The organism is Amycolatopsis sp. NPDC004772, assembly GCF_053601215.1.
Genome location: NZ_JBSGBK010000041.1, coordinates 1 through 16,682, shown reverse-complemented (window position 1 = coordinate 16,682; position 16,682 = coordinate 1). Strand labels below are relative to the sequence as shown.

Below are 16,682 nucleotides of genomic sequence, written 5' to 3'. Positions count from 1 at the left end.
ACGTCAAGGAATATCTTGGCGGGGCAGCCAGCGCAGCCCGTGGGCGTACCCGAGCTGCGGCGCGGCGAACTCCTGCGCGACCTCGCAGGCGCCGTCCAGCGGCAGCGGCTCGCCCGGCTGGGGCGGGTCGGCGAGCACCGACGGCGGGACGCGGTCCAGCCGCCACACCACCCACGGCGGCTTCCGCGGGTCGAAGCGCACGCGGACCTCGAACGACTCGCACGTCACCAGCGGCACGAACACGTACGACGGCCGGATCGGCAGGCCGTCCCGGATGCGGTACACCAGCGAGTACGTGTGGCTGTCGCCGCGGTCCAGGGCCCGCGGCAGGTCGAGCAGCCAACGGAAGTGCCGCTGGCCGTCCCGGGTGCCTTCGCTGATCCGGACGCCGTGCCGGGCGTCCGCGGCGACCTCGCGCTCGCCGTCCCGGCCGTCTTCGGTGCGGGGCACGGTGAACTGCGCGGAGATCCGGGCGAGCTTGTCACGGGTCGCCACGATCAGCCGTTCCTCGGTGACCTCCGGCTCGCCCGTGTCGAGCCGGACGAGCACCTTGAGCCGCTTGACGAACCAGCCGTCGTCCGGGCCGGGGACGCCGTTGCCCGGCCGCGCGCCGGCCTCGATCTCCGCGGCGAGCCGGGCGAACGACCGGTCGACGCGGCGCCGGGCCGTGCGTTCCGAGACGCGCAGCTGATCCGCGAGGACGCCGATCCGGTCGCTCAGCAGGGCGTGCTGGGCGCCGGGGGCGATGCCGAGGGCGACGTTCACCGCCAGTTTGTCGTCGGCCGGGAATTCCGCGATCGCGGCCGAAATCGCTTCCCGCAGAACGCGGCGCGCATCGCGGTCGCTCGTCGTCCGGTGGATTTCGCACCAGCCGGAAACGAGCGGCCCGAGCCGGCCGCGCAACCGGTCGGCTTCCAATCCCCAGCCGCGCCGCAACGTGGTGAGTTCCCGGAGCAGCCCGTCCTCGTGTGCCATGGGATTTCCATTGAACCACGGGCACTTCGCGGCGATCGGCGGCCGCTGCTGCGCCGATCAGGTGATTCCCCGGTGGCCAGGGATTGGCCAGTTCCCCGCGATTTCGGCCCGCCCGCGGCCTTTTCCGCCTCCGCGGCTGCCCGACCATTTCCCCGTCGACTTCCGGCATCGGGATCGGCATCGGGGAGGAAGGGTGCTGGACACTACCGGGCCGGCCGACGTCGCCGGCGTCCGGCGGCTGGCCCGCGACGGCCTGCTCGCCGGCTCGGCGGCGGACGCCCGGCCCCGCGCACTGGCCCGGCTGCGCGGCGGGGTCTACACGGTGGCGTGGCCGCTGGTCTTCACGCGGATCACCAAGCCACTGGAACACCGGCGCCGCCACGCCGACTGCGCCCGCGGCCTCGAGTGGCTGCGGCCCGACTGCCTCGACCGCTTCCACGACGACGTCGAGGCGGTGGTGGACCACGCCCTGCGGCGCGCGACCGGCCCGATCGACAACCTCGAGGGCTGGCTGGCCACCCGCCTCACCCCGGCCACGGTCGACGCGCACCGGCGCCGCCGCGGCGAAATCGGGGCGTTGCAGAGGCCGCGCCTCCCGGCCTGGCTGGCCGGCGCCCTCGGCGACGACCCGTGGCTGTGCGAACTGGCGGTGCAGATCCTGGTCTGGGTCGGCGTCCCGGCCACGGCGGGAGCGGAACTGTGGCCCCTGGACGGCTGGGCGGCCCGGCGGGCGGAGGTGACGGGCGAACCCCCGCCCGCCCGCGACACGCTCGACCGCGAGGTCGACCGGGTCCTGGCCGCGATGCGCACCCGCCCGGCGTGGCACGCGGAGCACGTCGAGAGGCCGCTGGGGCACAAGCAGGCCCCGGTCGCGCCGATGCCGGCGGAGTCGCCACCGCTGGAGCTGGTCGCTTCCCACGAGCTGGCGGACGCCCGGCTCGCGGACCTGGCCGAACAGGCGCTGCGGGCGATCGAACTCCGGTTGGACCGCGGGGAGGCGGCGGCTTCGGCGGTGCCGGCGGTGGTCCGAGCGGTGTTCGGCGAGCAGGCCCCGCAGGGCACGCCCTACGACGACTGGCTGGCGGCGGCCTTGGCGGACCGGGAGCGAGTGGAGGGGATCGTGGCAACGGCCTTGGCCATCCTGGGCCGCTGACCCCGCGCCCGGGAGGGCCGTCAGCCGTCTTCGAGCGAACGGCGGCGGGCTTCGAACACGGCCGACAGGGTTTCGGGGGTGCAGCCCGCAGCGCGGGCGCGGTGGCCGGCTGCCGTCAGCTCGGCCAGCAGGAGCGCGCGCACCGCAGCGCGGGTCGCCTCCGGGAGTCTCGAACACGGGTCGGTCACCCCTCGGCCTCCTCTCGCCGGCACCAGCCTTCACCTGACGGACACGCCCGCGGCGCCCACCGCGAACGCCGACCGTCAGATGCCTCACCGGCCCGAGCGGCACGCGGACGCCCGGACCGGCACCCCACCCAGCCCTCCCCACCACCCCGGTCAGCCGCACCTTTCGGACGAAGCCCGGCAGACCGCGTTCACCACGCAGCCGGGCCCCGACCACCGACGGCCGCCCCTCAACGCCACCACGGCGGTGGAGGCACCGGTAACTGCAGGGGGCAGCCGCCGGTGTGGCGGCCCGTCCAGCAGTCCGCCAGCCAGCGGGTCAGCGCGACCGGGCCGAGCAGGCTGTCCTCCCACACCGGCGTCAGCTCGCCCGTCCGGCGCAGCATCGCTTCCGCCGTGCCGCAGAAGGAAACCACCGCCGCGATCGCCGCGTCGGCGCGTTCGGCGGGCCAGGCGACCGCGGCTCCGGGGAGCCGGGCCGGGATGGCCAGGCCGGTGCCGATGGTGCAGTTGCGCGCCAGCTGCACGGCGAGATCGAACTCGACGGCTTCGGCGTGACGCTGTCTCGCCCGCCAGCGGGGCGAAGCGGCCGCGGCGTACAGCCCGGCCAGGCGGGCGGCGACCAACCCGTCCCACACCGTCATGAGCACCGCTCGCGTGTCAGCCGGGTGGGCGTCGGCGAGCTCGTGGGTGACGGCGCTGAGCCAGGCACACGGGTCCTTGACTTGACGATCAGCGGCGACGGTCACGGCAGTCAGTTTCCCACCGCCACGGGGAAGCAACCCCGAAGTGATCATGGTTCACCCCAGCATCACCCGGTCAGTGGCGGACCGTTGAGCGGCCCCGTAACCCAATCGGGCACTGGGCGTGACCGAATCGTCACTCCTGTGCGATCATGTCGGCGCTCAGTGCCGAGCACGCCCTCCCGAACCCTTCCCGTGAAAGGCCCCCACGAGTGATCAAGATCAGCAAGAGCCGGGCCGGCACCCAGCGCGTCACCTTCAGCCTGCCGGTCGGCGCGCCGCCCGGCCGGGTGAGCGTCGTGGGCTCGTTCAACGACTGGACGCCCGGGCGGCACCACCTCACGCCGCGCTCCAACGGCCGCCGCTCGGCGTCGATCGACGTGACGCCGGGAACGGTCCTGCAGTTCCGCTACCTCGGTGAGGGCGGCCACTGGTTCGACGACCCCGACCTGCCCGACCGCGCCGACGGCAACTGCGTCTGCACGACGTCGTAGCGGCTCAGCCCCGCCGGCGCCGCTTCCCGGCGGCCCCGCCACCCCGCCGCGCCGGCTTGGCCGCGGCGGGCTTGCGGTCCGGGCGCTGGCGCTCGGCCGGCGCCTGCGGGCGCCCGCGCGTGCTGTTCACCGTCCGGCCGCGGACGATCCCGATGAACTGCTCCATCAGGTCCGTCGTCTCCTCCTCCAGCCACGACAGCGCCACGCTCGACTGCGGCGCGTCCCCGACCGGCCGGTAGGTGAGGTCCCGGCGGTGGTGCAGCCGGGCGAGCGACTGCGGGACGACGAGCACCCCGACCCCGGCCGCGACCAGCTCGATCGCGTCCGCCGTCGTCTCGGGCCGCGAGACCGCCGAGCGTCCCGGCCACGTCTCCCACGCAAGCGTGTCGTCGACCGGGTGCAGCACGACCTCGTCCGCCAAGTCCTCAGTGGACACTTCGTCCGCCGCCGCGATCAGGTGGTCCTTCGGCACCACGACGACCGTCGTCTCGGTGTAGAGCGGGATCGCGTGCAGGCCGTCCCGGTCGATCGGCGACCGCAGCAGCGCCGCGTCGGCCTCCCGGGCGCGCAGCAGGCCGGTCGCGTCGGCGGCCTCCACCGGGACCAGGGTCAGCGGCACCTCCGGCACCCGCTCGCCCCAGGTCCGCACCCACTTGGCGGGGGTGGCTCCCGGGACGTACGCGAGCTTGAAAGAGGTCACCGGGTCAGGTTACCGGGAGTGACGCTGGCTACCCTGGACGGCATGACGTCGCACAAGACCACCCAGACGATGAAGCCCGCGACGGCGGCGAAGAAGCTGGGTGTGTACCTCGAAGCCACCCCCGCGGAGTTCCGGGAGGGCGTCGTGACGCGCGACGAGCTGAACGCGCTGCAGACCGACCCACCGGAGTGGCTGCGGGAACTGCGCCGCACGGGCCCGCACCCCCGCCCGGTGGTCGCGGCGAAGCTGGGCGTCTCCATCGGCGGCCTCACCCGCGGCGGCATCACCGAACCGCTCACCACCGAGCAGATCGACGCCCTGAAGGCCGAAAGCCCCGACTGGCTCGTCCGCGAGCGCGCCACCCAGGCCGAGGTCCGCAAGGAAGCCGTGCGGGTGAAGGAACAGAACCGCTGACCGCCGCCGACCTTTCGGCCGAGGCCGCGGAGCGCCTCGACGCCGAGGACGAGCTCGCCGCCTTCCGCGAGCGGTTCGTCCCGATCGGCGATCCCGGCGTCGTCGCCTACCTCGACGGGAACTCCCTGGGCCGCCCGTTGCGCGCCACCGCGGAGCGGCTGCAGGAGCTCGTCACCCACGAGTGGGGTGGCCGGCTGATCCGGTCCTGGGACGAACGCTGGCTCACGTTGCCCGAGGAGATCGGCGACGAGCTCGGCCGCGTCGCGCTCGGCGCCGCACCGGGGCAGACCATCGTCGCCGACTCGACGTCGGTGTGCCTCTACAAGGCGCTCCGGGCCGCCGTCGCGCTGCGGCCGGGCCGGGACGAGATCGTCACCGACACCGCGAACTTCCCCACCGACCGGTTCCTCGTCGAGAGCGTCGCCGCCGAACTCGGGCGCACCGTCCGATGGGTCGAGAGCGACGACGTCGCCGCGGTCGCCGGGCCGCGGACCGCGGTCGTCACGCTGTCCCATGTGGACTACCGGACGGCGGCGATCACCGACCTCGCCGCCGTCACGCGGCTGGTGCACGAGCGCGGCGGGCTCGTCGTCTGGGACCTCTGCCACAGCGTCGGCTCGATCCCGGTCGAGCTGGACGCCGCCGAGGCCGACTTCGCCGTCGGCTGCACGTACAAGTTCCTCAACGCCGGGCCCGGCGCGCCCGCGTTCCTCTACGTCAACGCGCGCCACCACACCGCGTTCGGTCAGCCCATCACCGGCTGGATGGGCGCCGCCGACACCTTCGGCATGGCCGCGGAGTACGTCCCCGCGCCCGGCATCCGGCGGGCGCTCTCCGGCACGCCGCCGGTGCTCGGCATGGTGGGCGTTCAGGAGGGCGTGGCGCTGCTGGCGGAAGCGGGCCTCGACCGCGTGCGGGCCAAGGCCGTGGCGCTGGGCCGGTGGGTGCTCGCCCTCGCCGACGCCTGGCTCGTCCCGCTCGGCTTCACGGTCGCCTCGCCGCGCGACGACGACCGCCGGGCCGGGCACGTGACCCTCCGGCACCCGGACGCCGAACGGCTTTCCCGCGTCCTCATCGAGCACGGCGTGCTCATCGACTTCCGCCGCCCGGACGGCATCCGCATCGGGCTGAGCCCGCTCACCACCGGCTTCGCCGAGGTCCGGCGGGCCATGGAGCGCATCCGCGAGCTCGCCGGCTGACCAGCCACCACCGTCGTGAGTGGTAAGGCGGGTTAGAACCCGCCTTACCACTCACGACCTACGCGGGCGCAATAGTAGCCATGTACTTAGTAGCCATGTACAGTATCTGGCATGAGCACCCCCGGCCACCTCGTCTGGCGGCTTTCCACGAAGTGGCGGGTCGCCGTCGACCGCGCCCTCGCCCCCCTCGGGCTGACGCACGCGCAGTACGTCTTCCTGTCCTCGCTGTCCGGCCTGGAGCGGGCCGGAACGAGCCCGAGCCAGCGCGAACTGGCCGACCACACCGGTTTGGAAGCGCTCTACGTCTCCAAGCTCGCCCGCACGCTCGACACCGACGGCCTCGTCGAGCGCACCCGCGACCCGGCCGACACCCGGACCGTCCGGCTGCGCCTCACCGCCCGCGGGCGCGAGGTGACCGAACCGGCGATCGCCACCGTGGCCGAGCTGCTCGACCGGCTCCTCGCCCCGCTCGGCGGCCGGCACGGCGACCGCACCGCCGCGCTGGCCCGCGAGCTCACCCTTCTCCTCGAAACCCCATTGGAGCCCTGAAACCATGCTGCACCACGAAGAAACCGGCACCGGTACCCCGATCGTCTTCCTGCACGGCAACCCGAGTTCGTCGCACAGCTGGCGCAACGTCCTTCCGCACGTCGGCGGCGGACGCCTGCTGGCCCCCGACCTCATCGGCATGGGCCGCTCGCCCAAGCCGGACATCGCCTACACCTTCGCCGACCACGCCGACCACCTCGACAGGTGGTTCGACGCTCTCGGTCTGGACGACGTCGTCCTCGTCGGACACGACTGGGGCGGCGCGCTCGCCTTCGACTTCGCCGCCCGGCACCCCGGCCGCGTCCGCGGGCTCGCGTTCTTCGAAACCATCGTCAAGCCGATGGCCTGGGACGACCTGACCCCGCAGGCGGCCGAGCGCTCGCGGAAGATCCGCACCCCCGGTGTCGGCGAAGACATGGTGCTGACGCGGGACCTGTTCATCCGCCAGGCGTACACCGGCGGAGTGCGCACTCCCGTCGCCGACGACGACCTGGCGGCCTTCCTCGCCCCGTTCCCGACCCCCGAAAGCCGCCGCCCGGTGCTGGCGTGGGCCCGCCAGCTGCCCCTCGGCGGTGACCCGGCCGAGCTCGTCGAGCGCATCGAGGCCTACGACGAGTGGCTCGCGGGCAGCGACGGCACCCCGAAGCTGCTCCTGACCTTCGAGGGCTCCCCGACGCTGCTCATCGGCGAGAAGATGGCGCAGTGGTGCTCTGAGCACATCGCCGCGCTCGACGTCGTCGCGTGCGGGGAGGCCGGGCACCACGCCCAGGAGGACCGGCCCAAGGAGATCGCCTGGGAAATCGCGGGCTGGCTGGACCGGCACGGCCTGCGTTAGGTGTGGCGCAGCGGCGGATTCGCCGTCACACCGAGGACCCGCGCGGCCACCCAGGCCAGCCCGTCGGCCGTGCGGGCCGGCGTGTCCGACGGCTGCATCACATGGCTGAGGACCGTGCGGACGACCAGGTCGATCACCACGTCGACCTGGTCGCCGGTCAGCGGCGGGCGATAGGCCGCCACGCGGCCGGCCACCACCGCCTTCGCCTGGGCGAGCAGTGCGCCCGAGTCGGTGGTCAGCAGCGGGAGGAGTTCGGGGGCGGTGCCGTGCGTCGCCGAGACGATCGCGCGCAGCAGGGTGTTGTCGTCGGCGAGTTCGAGGACCGCGCGGACGGCGTCGTAGATCGCCTCGACCAGGTCGTCCGGGTGGCGGTCGAAGGCGGCGCCGACGACCGAGAGGAACCGGTCGAGCTCGTGCGCGACCATCGCTTCGGCCAGCGCGGGCTTGGACCCGATCTCGTTGTACACGGTCTGGCGGCTGACCCCGGCCAGCTCGGCCAGCCGCGCCATCGTGACGGCCTGCCAGCCGGACCGCGCCGTCAGCTCGATCGCCGCGGCGATGATCGGCCGCCGGTGCTGCCCGCCTTCCGCCGGCACCTGGACCGCCCTGCTCATGATCGGCATTCTAGGCCCCGGCCCGGTCCACCCGTCCCGGTGCGACGAAGTCCACCTTCTCGCGCACGCCGCAGTCCGGGCAGCACCAGGAGTCCGGGATCGCCGCCCACGGCGTGCCGGCCGGGAAACCCTCCCGCGGGTCGCCGCGCTGCTCGTCGTAGACGTACCCGCAGCCGGGGCACATGCCGCCTTCGGTGGCGTCGCCGCGGGTGTCGGCGAGCTCGGGGGCCGCCGCCGTCACGCGGGTTCCGTACCGGGCCAGGACTTTCGCCCGCTTGCCGGGCTGGATGTTGGCGCGCGAGATGTCGCCGTCGAAGTGGGCGAGCACCCGCGGATCCATCACCCGGCGCCACAGCGGCGGGATCAGCGCGAGCACGATCATCCCGGCGTACCCGGTGGGCAGCACCGGCGACTCGGCGAAGTCGCGCAGCGTCTGGTAGCGCCGGGTCGGGTTGGCGTGGTGGTCGCTGTGCCGCTGCAGGTGGTAGAGCAGGACGTTCGTGGCGATGTTGTTGGAGTTCCAGCTGTGGCTGGGATCGACGCGCTCGTACCGGCGCCGCCCGGGCGCGCCGACGCGCTGCCGCAGCATCCCGTAGTGCTCCATGTAGTTGACGACCTCCAGCAGCGAAAACCCGACCACGGCCTGGATCACCAGGTAGGGCAGGACTCCGGCGCCGAGCCAAACGACCAGCGCCGCCCAGAGCACCGCGGACATCAGCCAGGCGTTGACGACGTCGTTGCCGAGCCGGTACGGGTGGCGGTTGCGCCGGGCGTAACGCTTGCGCTCCAGGCGCCACGCCGACTTCAGCGAGCCGAAGACCGTCCGCGGCCAGAAGCGGTAGAAGCTTTCGCCGACGCGGCTGCTCGCCGGGTCTTCCGGCGTCGCCACGCGGACGTGGTGGCCGCGGTTGTGCTCGATGTAGAAGTGGCCGTACCAGCTCTGCGCCAGCGCGATCTTCGACAGCCAGCGCTCGTGGCTTTCCTTCTTGTGGCCCAGTTCGTGCGCGGTGTTGATGCCGATCCCGCCGACGCACCCGATCGACACCGCGAGGCCGATCTTGTCCGCCACGGTGAGCTCGCCGCGCGCGATCAGCCAGAACGCGGCCGCGAAGCCGAGGTATTGGACGGGCAGGAAGGCGAAGGTGATCCAGCGGTAGTAGCGGTCGTTCTCCAGCCGGGCGATGACGTCGTCGGGCGGGTTGCTCCGGTCCAGCCCGGCGACGAGGTCGACGAGGGGGACGATCACCAAGATCACGACCGGCCCGATCCAGAACCAGCCGCCCCACCCGGTGGCGGCGTGCAGCCCGATGGCGAGGAACGCCAGGGAGGGCACGACCAGACCGATCAGCCAGAGGTACCGCTTGCGGTCGCGCCACACCTCGGTCGAGCCGGCGGGCAGGGTCCCGGTCGCTTCGCTCATCACACCCTCCTTGGCGGCTGAGTGGACATGACGGTAGCCGATGTCGAGCAAGCTTGACAACCACTCATCGGATGTAAAGCTACACAGCGTCGCCCTCACCCGCGTCCGACGTCTCGGACCGCGCCCCGGCGGGCACTTCCAGGCACCGCCCGTTCCCCTTTTTCCTCCGTCGCGATGGACCGCAGACGGCGAACCGGCGGAATTCACTTTCACCCGTTCGGCCCAGCGCTCGACAGCCCGAATTTGCTCGCAGCGTCATAACCAGAGGAAATGCCGGTAATCGCGCCGGAGCAGACAGTAAACACCGTTCGCCACCAGTCGGACGAGTGTCCGCAAGCCGGGTCGCACCGACCGGGTGTCAGGGGTTCGTGGTAAAAAACGGACCCTGATCGATTCTGCGGCAACACGGAGGGTGAGGCGAAGACGAGGTGACGGCGGCCGCTGTGTCCCATCGTCGTGTCCGCTTCCTCGTCCGGGTCCCCATTCCTCGCCGACCGTCACTCAGGAGTTCGTGAACCGCCGTGCTGAACAAAGACCCCCGGGACGAGTCGGACAAGCCGTACGACAAGTCGATCCGCAAAAGGCTGACCAGGACCGTTCTCATTCCCAGCGTGACGCTGCTGGTGCTGTGGATCGCGGTCTCGTCCTACTTCCTCTTCAACGGCGTTTACGTCCGGTTGGTCGCGGCCTCCGTGCGGGAAGTCTCCATCCCCGCCGCCACCGCGCTGGCCGAGTTCCAGAAGGAACGCCAGACCGCGCTGCAGTACCTGGACGACCCCGCGCTCGGCCCGGCCCGGCTCCAGCAGCAGCAGAAGGCCACCGACGAAAAGCTCGTCGCGCTGAAGGACGCGTTCGCCGCGACGATCTCCAACGCGCCGGACGAGATCGCGTCCAAGGTGAACGCGCTGAAGGCCCAGTTCGACCAGCTGCCCGTGCTGCGCTCGCAGATCAGCTTCCGCAGCATCGACCGCGGTCAGGTCAACGCCTACTACAACGGCGTGATGGACACCGCGTCCAACCTCTTCGACACCCAGGCCCGGGTCGTCCCCGACGCCGAGGCCGCGACCGGCGGCATCACGGCGACGTCGGTGTTCCGCGCCGGCGACATGATGTCGCGCGAGACGTCGCTGGTCTCGACGGCCTACTCCGCCGGCACGTTCGCGCCCGGTGACTTCGCCCAGTTCGCGCAGCTGTCGGGGCTCTACCGGACCCAGCTGGAGCAGGTCGCGCCGTTCCTCGACCCGGGCGTCCGCCAGAAGTACCAGGCGCTGACCACCAGCACGGCCTGGCGCCAGCTGGCGACGGCCGAAGAAGCGCTCGTCAAGCACGGCCCGTGGTCGGCGGGCGAGCAGAACTCCGTGCCGGTGTCCGAAACGGACTGGCAGAACGCGACGAACCAGGTCGCCCAGGGCCTGAACGACCTCGCGATCACCCAGGCGGACAAGGTTTCCGCGGCCGCGATCGACGCCGGCGACGCCCAGCTGCGCAACGTCATCATCGGCTCCATCGTCGCCCTGCTCGCCTCGCTGGCGGCGATCATCGTCGCGGTGCGGGTGTCCCGCTCGCTCGTCGACCGCGCCCTGATGACCCGTCTCGCGCGGCTGCGCAACGACTCCCTCGACCTCGCCCGCAACCGGCTGCCGGACATCGTGGAGCGGCTGAAGAGCGGCGAACCCGTCGACCTGAAGGAAGAACTCCCCCGGCTCGACCACGGCCGCGACGAGATCGGGCAGGTGGCCGAGGCGTTCAACGTCGCCCAGCTGACCGCCGTCAACGCCGCGGCGAGCGAGGCCAAGGCCCGCAGCGGCGTGCACAACGTGTTCCTCGGCATCGCGCACCGCAACCAGGTCCTCGTCCACCAGCAGCTGCAGATCCTCGACGAGATGGAAGCGCGCGAGGACGACTCGACGCAGCTGGCGTCGCTGTTCCAGCTCGACCACCTCGCCGCCCGCGCCCGCCGCACCACCGAGAACCTGATCATCCTCGGCGGCAAGCAGCCCGGCCGCCGCTGGCGCAAGCCGGTGCCGCTGATGGAGGTCCTGCGCGCGGCCGTCTCGGAAACCGAGCAGTACGCGCGGGTCCAGGTCGAGCAGGTGCCCGACGTCGCGATCGTCGGGGCCGCGGTGGCCGACACGATCCACCTCGTCGCCGAGCTGGTCGACAACGCGACGTCGTTCTCGCCGCCCGGCTCGCCGGTCGAGGTGACCAGCCGGATGGTCGCGCGCGGCGTCGTCGTCGACGTCTCGGACCAGGGGCTCGGCATGAAGGACGGCGTCCGCGAGTGGGCGAACGCGATGATGGCCGAAGCCCCCGAGTTCGACGCGATGGCGCTGCGGGCCGACTCCAGCCTCGGCCTGTTCGTGGTCGCGCGCCTGGCGGCGCGGCTCGGCATCACCGTCACCTTCGACCCGTCTCGCTACGGCGGCCTGCGCGCCACCGTCCTGATCCCCACCCAGCACCTGGCCGGCGAGGACGGGGACCCGGCCGCGGCCGTGGAATCGTCGCCGGCCGAGACCACCGCGGTCCTCGCGCCGGTGGGCGCCCCGGCACCGCAGGCAGCAGAAAGCCCGCTCCGCACGATGGACACGCCCAGCTCGTTCAGCGGCCAGATCCCGATGAAGCGAGACACCAAGCCGAGGCCGTACCCGGCACGCGCCCTCACCCCGCCCGACCCGCTGCCCTCCGTGCCGGCGGCGGCGCCGGAGCCGGCGCCGATCACCCCGGCGACGGACGTGAAGCCGACCGACGACCGGCCCCGGCTGCCCCGGCGGGAGCCGCAGCAGAACCTCGTCGCCCAGCTCGAGAACGAACCCGACGACAGCGAGGACGAAGTCGTGGCGCCGGGTGAAGGCACCGCGCGCACGCTCGCGGCGTTCCACAAGGGCACCCGCCGCGGGCGCGGCGGACCGGACGACGACTCGTAATTCCCCCGGCCCCACACACACGGAAGTCCACACAGGAAAGTCAGGGTCTGAAGTCGAATGAACGAGTACGGGAGCCCCAAACCCGATCTCAACTGGCTGCTCGACGACATGGTGAACCGCGTGGTCGGCGCGCAGAACGCCATCGTGCTGTCCGCCGACGGGCTGCTGATCGGCAAGTCGGCCGGGATGAGCAAGGACGACTCGGACCAGCTTTCGGCCATCGCCTCCAGCCTGCAGAGCCTCGCCAAGGGGGTGAGCAAGCAGTTCAACCGCGGCCCGGTGCTGCAGAACATGATCGAGATGGAGCGCGGTTACCTGTTCGTCTCCGCGGCGGGCCAGGGTGCGTGCCTCGCCGTGCTGGCCGCGGACAACGTCGACGTCGAGATGATCGCCTACGAGATGAGCCGGCTCGTCAAGCGCGTCGGCGACTACATGGCGTCCGCGCCGCGAGAAGCGGCGTCGGTGCTGCGGGAGGCCACATGAGTACCGAAGACGGCTGGTACGACGAAGCCGCCGGGCCGCTGGTCCGGCCGTACACGATCACGAGCGGCCGGACGCCGGCCGGCACCGCGCGGCTGGACCTGTCCACGCAGGTGATGACCCTGCGCTCGGAGCAGGAGCCGACCGGGCTGGGCCCGGAGCACGTGGCGATCGTGCAGCTGTGCCGCCACCCGGTGTCGGTCGCCGAAATCGCCGTCTACGTGAAGATCCCGCTGGGGGTCGTGCGCGTGCTCGTCGGCGACCTGATCGAACGCGGCCTCGTCATCACGCGCTCGCCCACCCATAACCCGGCGCAGTCGCCGGACCTCGAAACACTCCAGGCGGTTCTCGATGGCCTCATCAAGTACTGACGGCACCGGGGCCGAACTGGTCCCCACCCCGGTCAAGATCATCATCGCCGGCGGTTTCGGTGCCGGGAAGACCACGATGGTCGGTTCGGTCAGCGAGATCCCGCCGCTGACCACCGAAGAGGTGCTCACCGAGGCGAGCGCCGGCGTCGACGACCTGTCCGGCGTCGAGCGGAAGACGACCACGACGGTCGCGCTCGACTTCGGCCGGATCACCATCTCGCCGCGGCACGTGCTGTACCTGTTCGGGACGCCGGGCCAGGCGCGCTTCTGGTTCATGTGGGACGACCTGGCCCGCGGGGCGATCGGGACGGTCGTGCTGGTCGACACCCGGCGGCTGGAGACCAGCTTCGCCGCGATCGACTTCTTCGAGCGCCGGAAGATCCCGTTCGTCGTCGCGGTGAACTGCTTCGACAACGCGCCGCGCTACACCGCCGACGAGATCCGCGAGGCGCTGGTGGTCCCGGACCGTGTGCCGATCGTCATGTGTGACGCACGCGACCGTGACTCCAGCAAGCTCGCGCTGATCCGGCTCGTCAAGCACGCGATGACCGTGGTGCCCGCGCGGGTCTGAGACCTGCGCGTTGTCCGGTTTTGTCCTGACTGGACAGCGCCGGTGTCCGTTGTGGCCCTCCGTGGCCGCGGCGGGCACCGGCGTACCCACATGGCGCAATTGACTGGACCACCCGGGTGCAGACTTTTAGTTGAGCAAGCATCCAACTGATAGCATCCGCTCGTGACGAGTCGCGTGCCGGAGTTTCCTGAATATATAAGGGAAAACTATCCGGCTCAGGGTCGACTCTTCGGCGACTTTCTGGGTGGGCTGTGGTCCACCGCGTGCGAAGCGCTGGACGTCCCCTTGGAGCAGTCCGTCCGGACCACCCGGATGCTGCGGGCGCTGCTGCCGCCGTGGGCGCACGAGCGGATCGGGCCGGCCCCGGACCCGTCGTCCTATGTGGCGGACGACGGGTTCCCGGCCGAGATGTCGGTCAATTGGTCCGGTCCACGACCGGAGCTGCGGGTGCTGTTCGACAGCCTCGGCCATGACGTGGTTTGGCCTGGTGACAGCGTTTTCCGCACCCGCCGTCTCGACCACGTCCACGAGACGTTCACCCCGCGCGCGGGTCGGCCGTCGCCGGCGCCGCTGTGGCATTCGATCGCCTGGCGACCCCCGTCCGGAGTGGTGCACAAGACGTACTTCGGGCTGTACTCGTGGCCGCACGCCCAGCGCGAGGCCGCGGTCGCCGAGGCGATGGCGCGGCTCGGCCTCGGCGAGGCCTGGGCCGACACCCGCCGTCGTGTCGAAACTGTCGAAGGCAACCGCGAAATCGAGTTCTTCGCCGTCGATCTGACCGACGAGGCCCAAGCCCGCGTGAAGATCTACTACCGCAACCACGACGCCGGCCTCGCCGAGGTCGAGCGCGTCGCCGCGGTCGCCCTGCACCACGACTCCGCCCGGGCCCGCGCCGCGTACCGGACGCTGGCCGGCCCGGACGGCGACGCCGGTGAGGCGGCGTTGAGCTGCCTGGCTTTCCGGTCCGGCGTGGACCGTGCCGCGGAGTCCACGACGTACCTGCGGCTGCCCGCGCTCACGCCGGACGACGGCGAAGCCGTGGAACGCACGGCCGAGCTGCTGCACGACCAAGGCGTCGACCCCGGCCCGTTCCGCACGCTCGCCGCCGCGCTCGCGCCTGGGCCGTTGAGCGGCCCGGGGGCCCGGGTGCTGGAACTGGTGAGCTTCCGCGCCGCGGGCCGGCACGGCGACGTGACCACGTACTTCCGGTTCCCGGTCTTCGACCGGCCGCCCCCCTCCCCTCTTTCGCCCGTCGATCTCGGATAGCCCAGCAGAAGGAGCAGATCGTGACCGAGCAGGACGTCGAGCGGGTCGCCCGCCACAACGAGCAGCGGCAGCGGGAGTACGAGGGGTCGGCCCTGATCCGGCTGCTGACCGACGAGAGCACCACGGCCGAGACGAAGAAGGCGGTGCTCACGTACCTGCAGCCGTGGTCGAACGCCTTCCAGCGGATGATCAGCGCGCGGGTGACCTTCGAGAGCGACCCGGAGCTGCGCGCGCTCGCGTGCGAGCACCAGGCGGAAGAGGTCGGCCACGACAAGATCCTCGCCCGCAGCCGCGCGGACGACCGGGAACTGGTCTGGGACCCGGTCATCGAGATGGGCGCGTCCTGGTTCGTCGACCAGTTCGCGATCCTGCCCGGCGTGCAGCGCGCGGTCCTGGCGCACCTGGCCCTCGAGGCGGGCAGCCTGGTGTTCAGCCAGGCGGGCACGAAGGCGTTCCCTGACGACGAGTACTTCGAGCTGCACGACGAAGCGGACGTCGAGCACCTCGAGATGGGCTACGAAGTCCTGCGCTGGCGCGCGGACTGGACCCCGGAGGCGGCGATCACCGTGCTGGACCGGGCGTGGCAGGTGATCGGCGTGGTTTCCGACCGCATCGCGGAGTGCGCCGTCCGCGATACGGTGGCCGCATGACGAGCACGGAACCGGCTGCCGCGGCCCGCGAAATCGCCGTCGAAGCCGCTCAAGCCTACCAGGAGGCGTTGGGAGAGCGCCTGATCGGCGCGTACCTGCTGGGAAGCCTGGCCTACGGCGGCTATTCCGCGGCGGCGAGCGACATCGACCTGGCCCTGGTCCTCACCGACGCCGGCGACCCCCATTCGGTCCAGAGCACGACGGAGGAGCTGCAGCAGCGAACCCCGTTGCACCGCAAGCTCTCGGTGTTCTGGGCGTCATTGCCGGCATTGCGCGAAGGCCGCGACGACGGCCGGTTCCCAGCACTGGACCGCTTACAGCTGGCCGACGACGGCCGGGTCCTGGTGGGCGAGGACGTCCGCGCGGAGGTGGCCCGCCCGAAGGCATCGGAGCTGCTGCTGGAGAGCGCGGGCTTCGCGATCGCGGTGCTGGCAACGGACGAGGTGACGGCCGAGTTCCGCTCGCCGAAGCGGCTGCTGGTGGACAAGGTGTGGTTCACGAAGGCGGTGCTGTTCCCGGTCAGGTTCCTGTATTCGGGAACAACCCCGACCGGCCGGGCGGCGAACAACGACGAAGCGATCGACTGGTACCTGAGCCAGCCGGACGCCCCGGCGGCGTCATTGGTGCGCCTGGCGCGCGAGGTCCGCGCAGGTCACCCGCTGGAGCCGGCCGAGGTGGAGCCGGAACTGGCGGCGGGGCTGGTGCCGCTGTACCGGTATTACATCGAGGCGGAAGGCGCGCGCCTGCGGGATTCCGGCGCGCCGGCGGATCTGGTGGACGCTTTCGCCGACTGGGACAAGCGGCTGGGCTGAGCAGGGCCCGATTTCCGGGCTGGCGGAGGGCACCGATATGTTCGGTGCCCTTTGCTGCGTCGGCCGACGGTTGCCCGCAGGCCACGCGCGAACCGGCGGCCGGGGGCGCTGCGAACCGGCGGCCGGAAGCGCAAGCCGGCCACGGCATCGCCTCCCGCAGACCGGCGGCCGGAGGCGGGGGTTTCTCCTCGGCCCACCTGCCAACCGGCGGCCGGGAGCGCAAGGGAACCAACGACGTCACCAGACCTCCCCCGCCCCTCATCCCAGCTATCCCTTCAGTCGGCGGCCGGGTGTGTCAAGGCACGCTTTCCCGCCTTGACACACCCG

At 71.8% G+C, this 16,682-nt stretch carries 19 protein-coding genes; 13 read left to right on the top strand and 6 right to left on the bottom strand.

Translation table 11 applies throughout. From position 1 onward, the window contains the following. Positions 1-3 precede the first annotated feature (3 nt). On the bottom strand, positions 4-975 hold the full coding sequence (locus ACWEF6_RS23830; RefSeq protein WP_449684970.1) for a hypothetical protein: 972 nt from the start codon (positions 973-975) through the stop codon (positions 4-6). Positions 976-1,168: 193 nt separating this feature from the next. On the opposite strand from ACWEF6_RS23830, the gene ACWEF6_RS23825 reads away from it, so the two are divergent. Further along, positions 1,169-2,128 carry a hypothetical protein gene (locus ACWEF6_RS23825; protein WP_449684969.1) on the top strand — a complete coding sequence of 320 codons (960 nt, stop codon included), beginning with the start codon at positions 1,169-1,171 and terminating at the stop codon, positions 2,126-2,128. 20 nt (positions 2,129-2,148) lie between these two features. Here the strand turns inward: ACWEF6_RS23825 and ACWEF6_RS23820 are convergent, their stop codons facing one another. Next, the gene (locus ACWEF6_RS23820) at positions 2,149-2,316 is read right to left on the bottom strand and encodes a hypothetical protein (RefSeq protein WP_449684968.1); all 168 of its coding nucleotides are present in this window, start codon (positions 2,314-2,316) and stop codon (positions 2,149-2,151) included. Between the two features lie 227 nt (positions 2,317-2,543). Continuing rightward, the gene (locus ACWEF6_RS23815; RefSeq protein ID WP_449684967.1) at positions 2,544-3,062 is read right to left on the bottom strand and encodes a hypothetical protein; all 519 of its coding nucleotides are present in this window, start codon (positions 3,060-3,062) and stop codon (positions 2,544-2,546) included. A gap of 206 nt (positions 3,063-3,268) precedes the next feature. Between ACWEF6_RS23815 and ACWEF6_RS23810 the strand changes: the two genes are divergently transcribed. Further along, positions 3,269-3,550, top strand: coding sequence for an isoamylase (locus ACWEF6_RS23810; protein WP_449684966.1), 282 nt, complete (start codon positions 3,269-3,271; stop codon positions 3,548-3,550). A gap of 4 nt (positions 3,551-3,554) precedes the next feature. Here the strand turns inward: ACWEF6_RS23810 and ACWEF6_RS23805 are convergent, their stop codons facing one another. After that, positions 3,555-4,250, bottom strand: coding sequence for a LysR substrate-binding domain-containing protein (locus ACWEF6_RS23805; protein ID WP_449684965.1), 696 nt, complete (start codon positions 4,248-4,250; stop codon positions 3,555-3,557). 42 nt (positions 4,251-4,292) lie between these two features. On the opposite strand from ACWEF6_RS23805, the gene ACWEF6_RS23800 reads away from it, so the two are divergent. The 4 genes from ACWEF6_RS23800 to ACWEF6_RS23785 all read left to right on the top strand — a co-directional run bounded on the left by ACWEF6_RS23800 (position 4,293) and on the right by ACWEF6_RS23785 (position 7,247). Continuing rightward, a complete protein-coding gene (locus ACWEF6_RS23800; RefSeq protein ID WP_449685020.1) occupies positions 4,293-4,664 on the top strand; it encodes a DUF5997 family protein in 372 nt (123 codons plus the stop codon). After that, positions 4,661-5,863 (top strand): kynureninase, encoded by a 1,203-nt coding sequence (locus tag ACWEF6_RS23795; RefSeq protein ID WP_449685019.1) that lies wholly within the window; start codon positions 4,661-4,663, stop codon positions 5,861-5,863. The genes ACWEF6_RS23800 and ACWEF6_RS23795 overlap by 4 nt, the downstream gene beginning before the upstream one ends. Before the next feature lie 111 nt (positions 5,864-5,974). Then, positions 5,975-6,412 (top strand): MarR family winged helix-turn-helix transcriptional regulator, encoded by a 438-nt coding sequence (locus tag ACWEF6_RS23790; RefSeq protein ID WP_449684964.1) that lies wholly within the window; start codon positions 5,975-5,977, stop codon positions 6,410-6,412. Between the two features lie 4 nt (positions 6,413-6,416). Further along, positions 6,417-7,247 (top strand): haloalkane dehalogenase, encoded by an 831-nt coding sequence (locus ACWEF6_RS23785; RefSeq protein ID WP_449684963.1) that lies wholly within the window; start codon positions 6,417-6,419, stop codon positions 7,245-7,247. Here ACWEF6_RS23785 and ACWEF6_RS23780 read toward each other — a convergent pair. Together ACWEF6_RS23780 and ACWEF6_RS23775 are read right to left on the bottom strand one after the other, a co-directional pair. Next, on the bottom strand, positions 7,244-7,870 hold the full coding sequence (locus ACWEF6_RS23780; RefSeq protein WP_449684962.1) for a TetR family transcriptional regulator: 627 nt from the start codon (positions 7,868-7,870) through the stop codon (positions 7,244-7,246). The two genes, ACWEF6_RS23785 and ACWEF6_RS23780, sit on opposite strands and share 4 nt — an antisense overlap. A gap of 1 nt (position 7,871) precedes the next feature. Next, positions 7,872-9,281: a fatty acid desaturase gene (locus ACWEF6_RS23775; protein WP_449684961.1), complete on the bottom strand. Its 1,410-nt coding sequence runs from the start codon at positions 9,279-9,281 to the stop codon at positions 7,872-7,874. A 521-nt stretch (positions 9,282-9,802) separates the two neighbouring features. On the opposite strand from ACWEF6_RS23775, the gene ACWEF6_RS23770 reads away from it, so the two are divergent. The 7 genes from ACWEF6_RS23770 to ACWEF6_RS23740 all read left to right on the top strand — a co-directional run bounded on the left by ACWEF6_RS23770 (position 9,803) and on the right by ACWEF6_RS23740 (position 16,355). After that, positions 9,803-12,205, top strand: coding sequence for a sensor histidine kinase (locus ACWEF6_RS23770; RefSeq protein WP_310972516.1), 2,403 nt, complete (start codon positions 9,803-9,805; stop codon positions 12,203-12,205). A gap of 57 nt (positions 12,206-12,262) precedes the next feature. Further along, a complete protein-coding gene (locus tag ACWEF6_RS23765; protein ID WP_013228184.1) occupies positions 12,263-12,688 on the top strand; it encodes a roadblock/LC7 domain-containing protein in 426 nt (141 codons plus the stop codon). Beyond that, complete coding sequence (locus ACWEF6_RS23760; RefSeq protein ID WP_449684960.1) at positions 12,685-13,056, top strand: DUF742 domain-containing protein; 372 nt, start codon at positions 12,685-12,687, stop codon at positions 13,054-13,056. The genes ACWEF6_RS23765 and ACWEF6_RS23760 overlap by 4 nt, the downstream gene beginning before the upstream one ends. After that, positions 13,037-13,627 carry a GTP-binding protein gene (locus ACWEF6_RS23755; protein ID WP_310972514.1) on the top strand — a complete coding sequence of 197 codons (591 nt, stop codon included), beginning with the start codon at positions 13,037-13,039 and terminating at the stop codon, positions 13,625-13,627. The genes ACWEF6_RS23760 and ACWEF6_RS23755 overlap by 20 nt, the downstream gene beginning before the upstream one ends. Positions 13,628-13,912: 285 nt before the next feature. Further along, positions 13,913-14,893: a hypothetical protein gene (locus ACWEF6_RS23750; protein WP_449684959.1), complete on the top strand. Its 981-nt coding sequence runs from the start codon at positions 13,913-13,915 to the stop codon at positions 14,891-14,893. 20 nt (positions 14,894-14,913) lie between these two features. Next, positions 14,914-15,543, top strand: coding sequence for a hypothetical protein (locus ACWEF6_RS23745; RefSeq protein ID WP_449684958.1), 630 nt, complete (start codon positions 14,914-14,916; stop codon positions 15,541-15,543). Further along, positions 15,540-16,355 carry a hypothetical protein gene (locus ACWEF6_RS23740; RefSeq protein ID WP_449684957.1) on the top strand — a complete coding sequence of 272 codons (816 nt, stop codon included), beginning with the start codon at positions 15,540-15,542 and terminating at the stop codon, positions 16,353-16,355. The genes ACWEF6_RS23745 and ACWEF6_RS23740 overlap by 4 nt, the downstream gene beginning before the upstream one ends. Positions 16,356-16,682 lie beyond the last annotated feature (327 nt).

Excerpts from the sequence above, each read along its gene's own strand:
- ACWEF6_RS23830 (WP_449684970.1), bottom strand. The coding sequence starts at position 975 with ATGGCACACGAGGACGGGCTGCTCCGGGAACTCACCACGTTGCGGCGC.
- ACWEF6_RS23800 (WP_449685020.1), top strand. The coding sequence starts at position 4,293 with ATGACGTCGCACAAGACCACCCAGACGATGAAGCCCGCGACGGCGGCG.
- ACWEF6_RS23790 (WP_449684964.1), top strand. The coding sequence starts at position 5,975 with ATGAGCACCCCCGGCCACCTCGTCTGGCGGCTTTCCACGAAGTGGCGG.
- ACWEF6_RS23785 (WP_449684963.1), top strand. The coding sequence starts at position 6,417 with ATGCTGCACCACGAAGAAACCGGCACCGGTACCCCGATCGTCTTCCTG.
- ACWEF6_RS23780 (WP_449684962.1), bottom strand. The coding sequence starts at position 7,870 with ATGCCGATCATGAGCAGGGCGGTCCAGGTGCCGGCGGAAGGCGGGCAG.
- ACWEF6_RS23775 (WP_449684961.1), bottom strand. The coding sequence starts at position 9,281 with ATGAGCGAAGCGACCGGGACCCTGCCCGCCGGCTCGACCGAGGTGTGG.
- ACWEF6_RS23765 (WP_013228184.1), top strand. The coding sequence starts at position 12,263 with ATGAACGAGTACGGGAGCCCCAAACCCGATCTCAACTGGCTGCTCGAC.
- ACWEF6_RS23760 (WP_449684960.1), top strand. The coding sequence starts at position 12,685 with ATGAGTACCGAAGACGGCTGGTACGACGAAGCCGCCGGGCCGCTGGTC.
- ACWEF6_RS23755 (WP_310972514.1), top strand. The coding sequence starts at position 13,037 with ATGGCCTCATCAAGTACTGACGGCACCGGGGCCGAACTGGTCCCCACC.
- ACWEF6_RS23740 (WP_449684957.1), top strand. The coding sequence starts at position 15,540 with ATGACGAGCACGGAACCGGCTGCCGCGGCCCGCGAAATCGCCGTCGAA.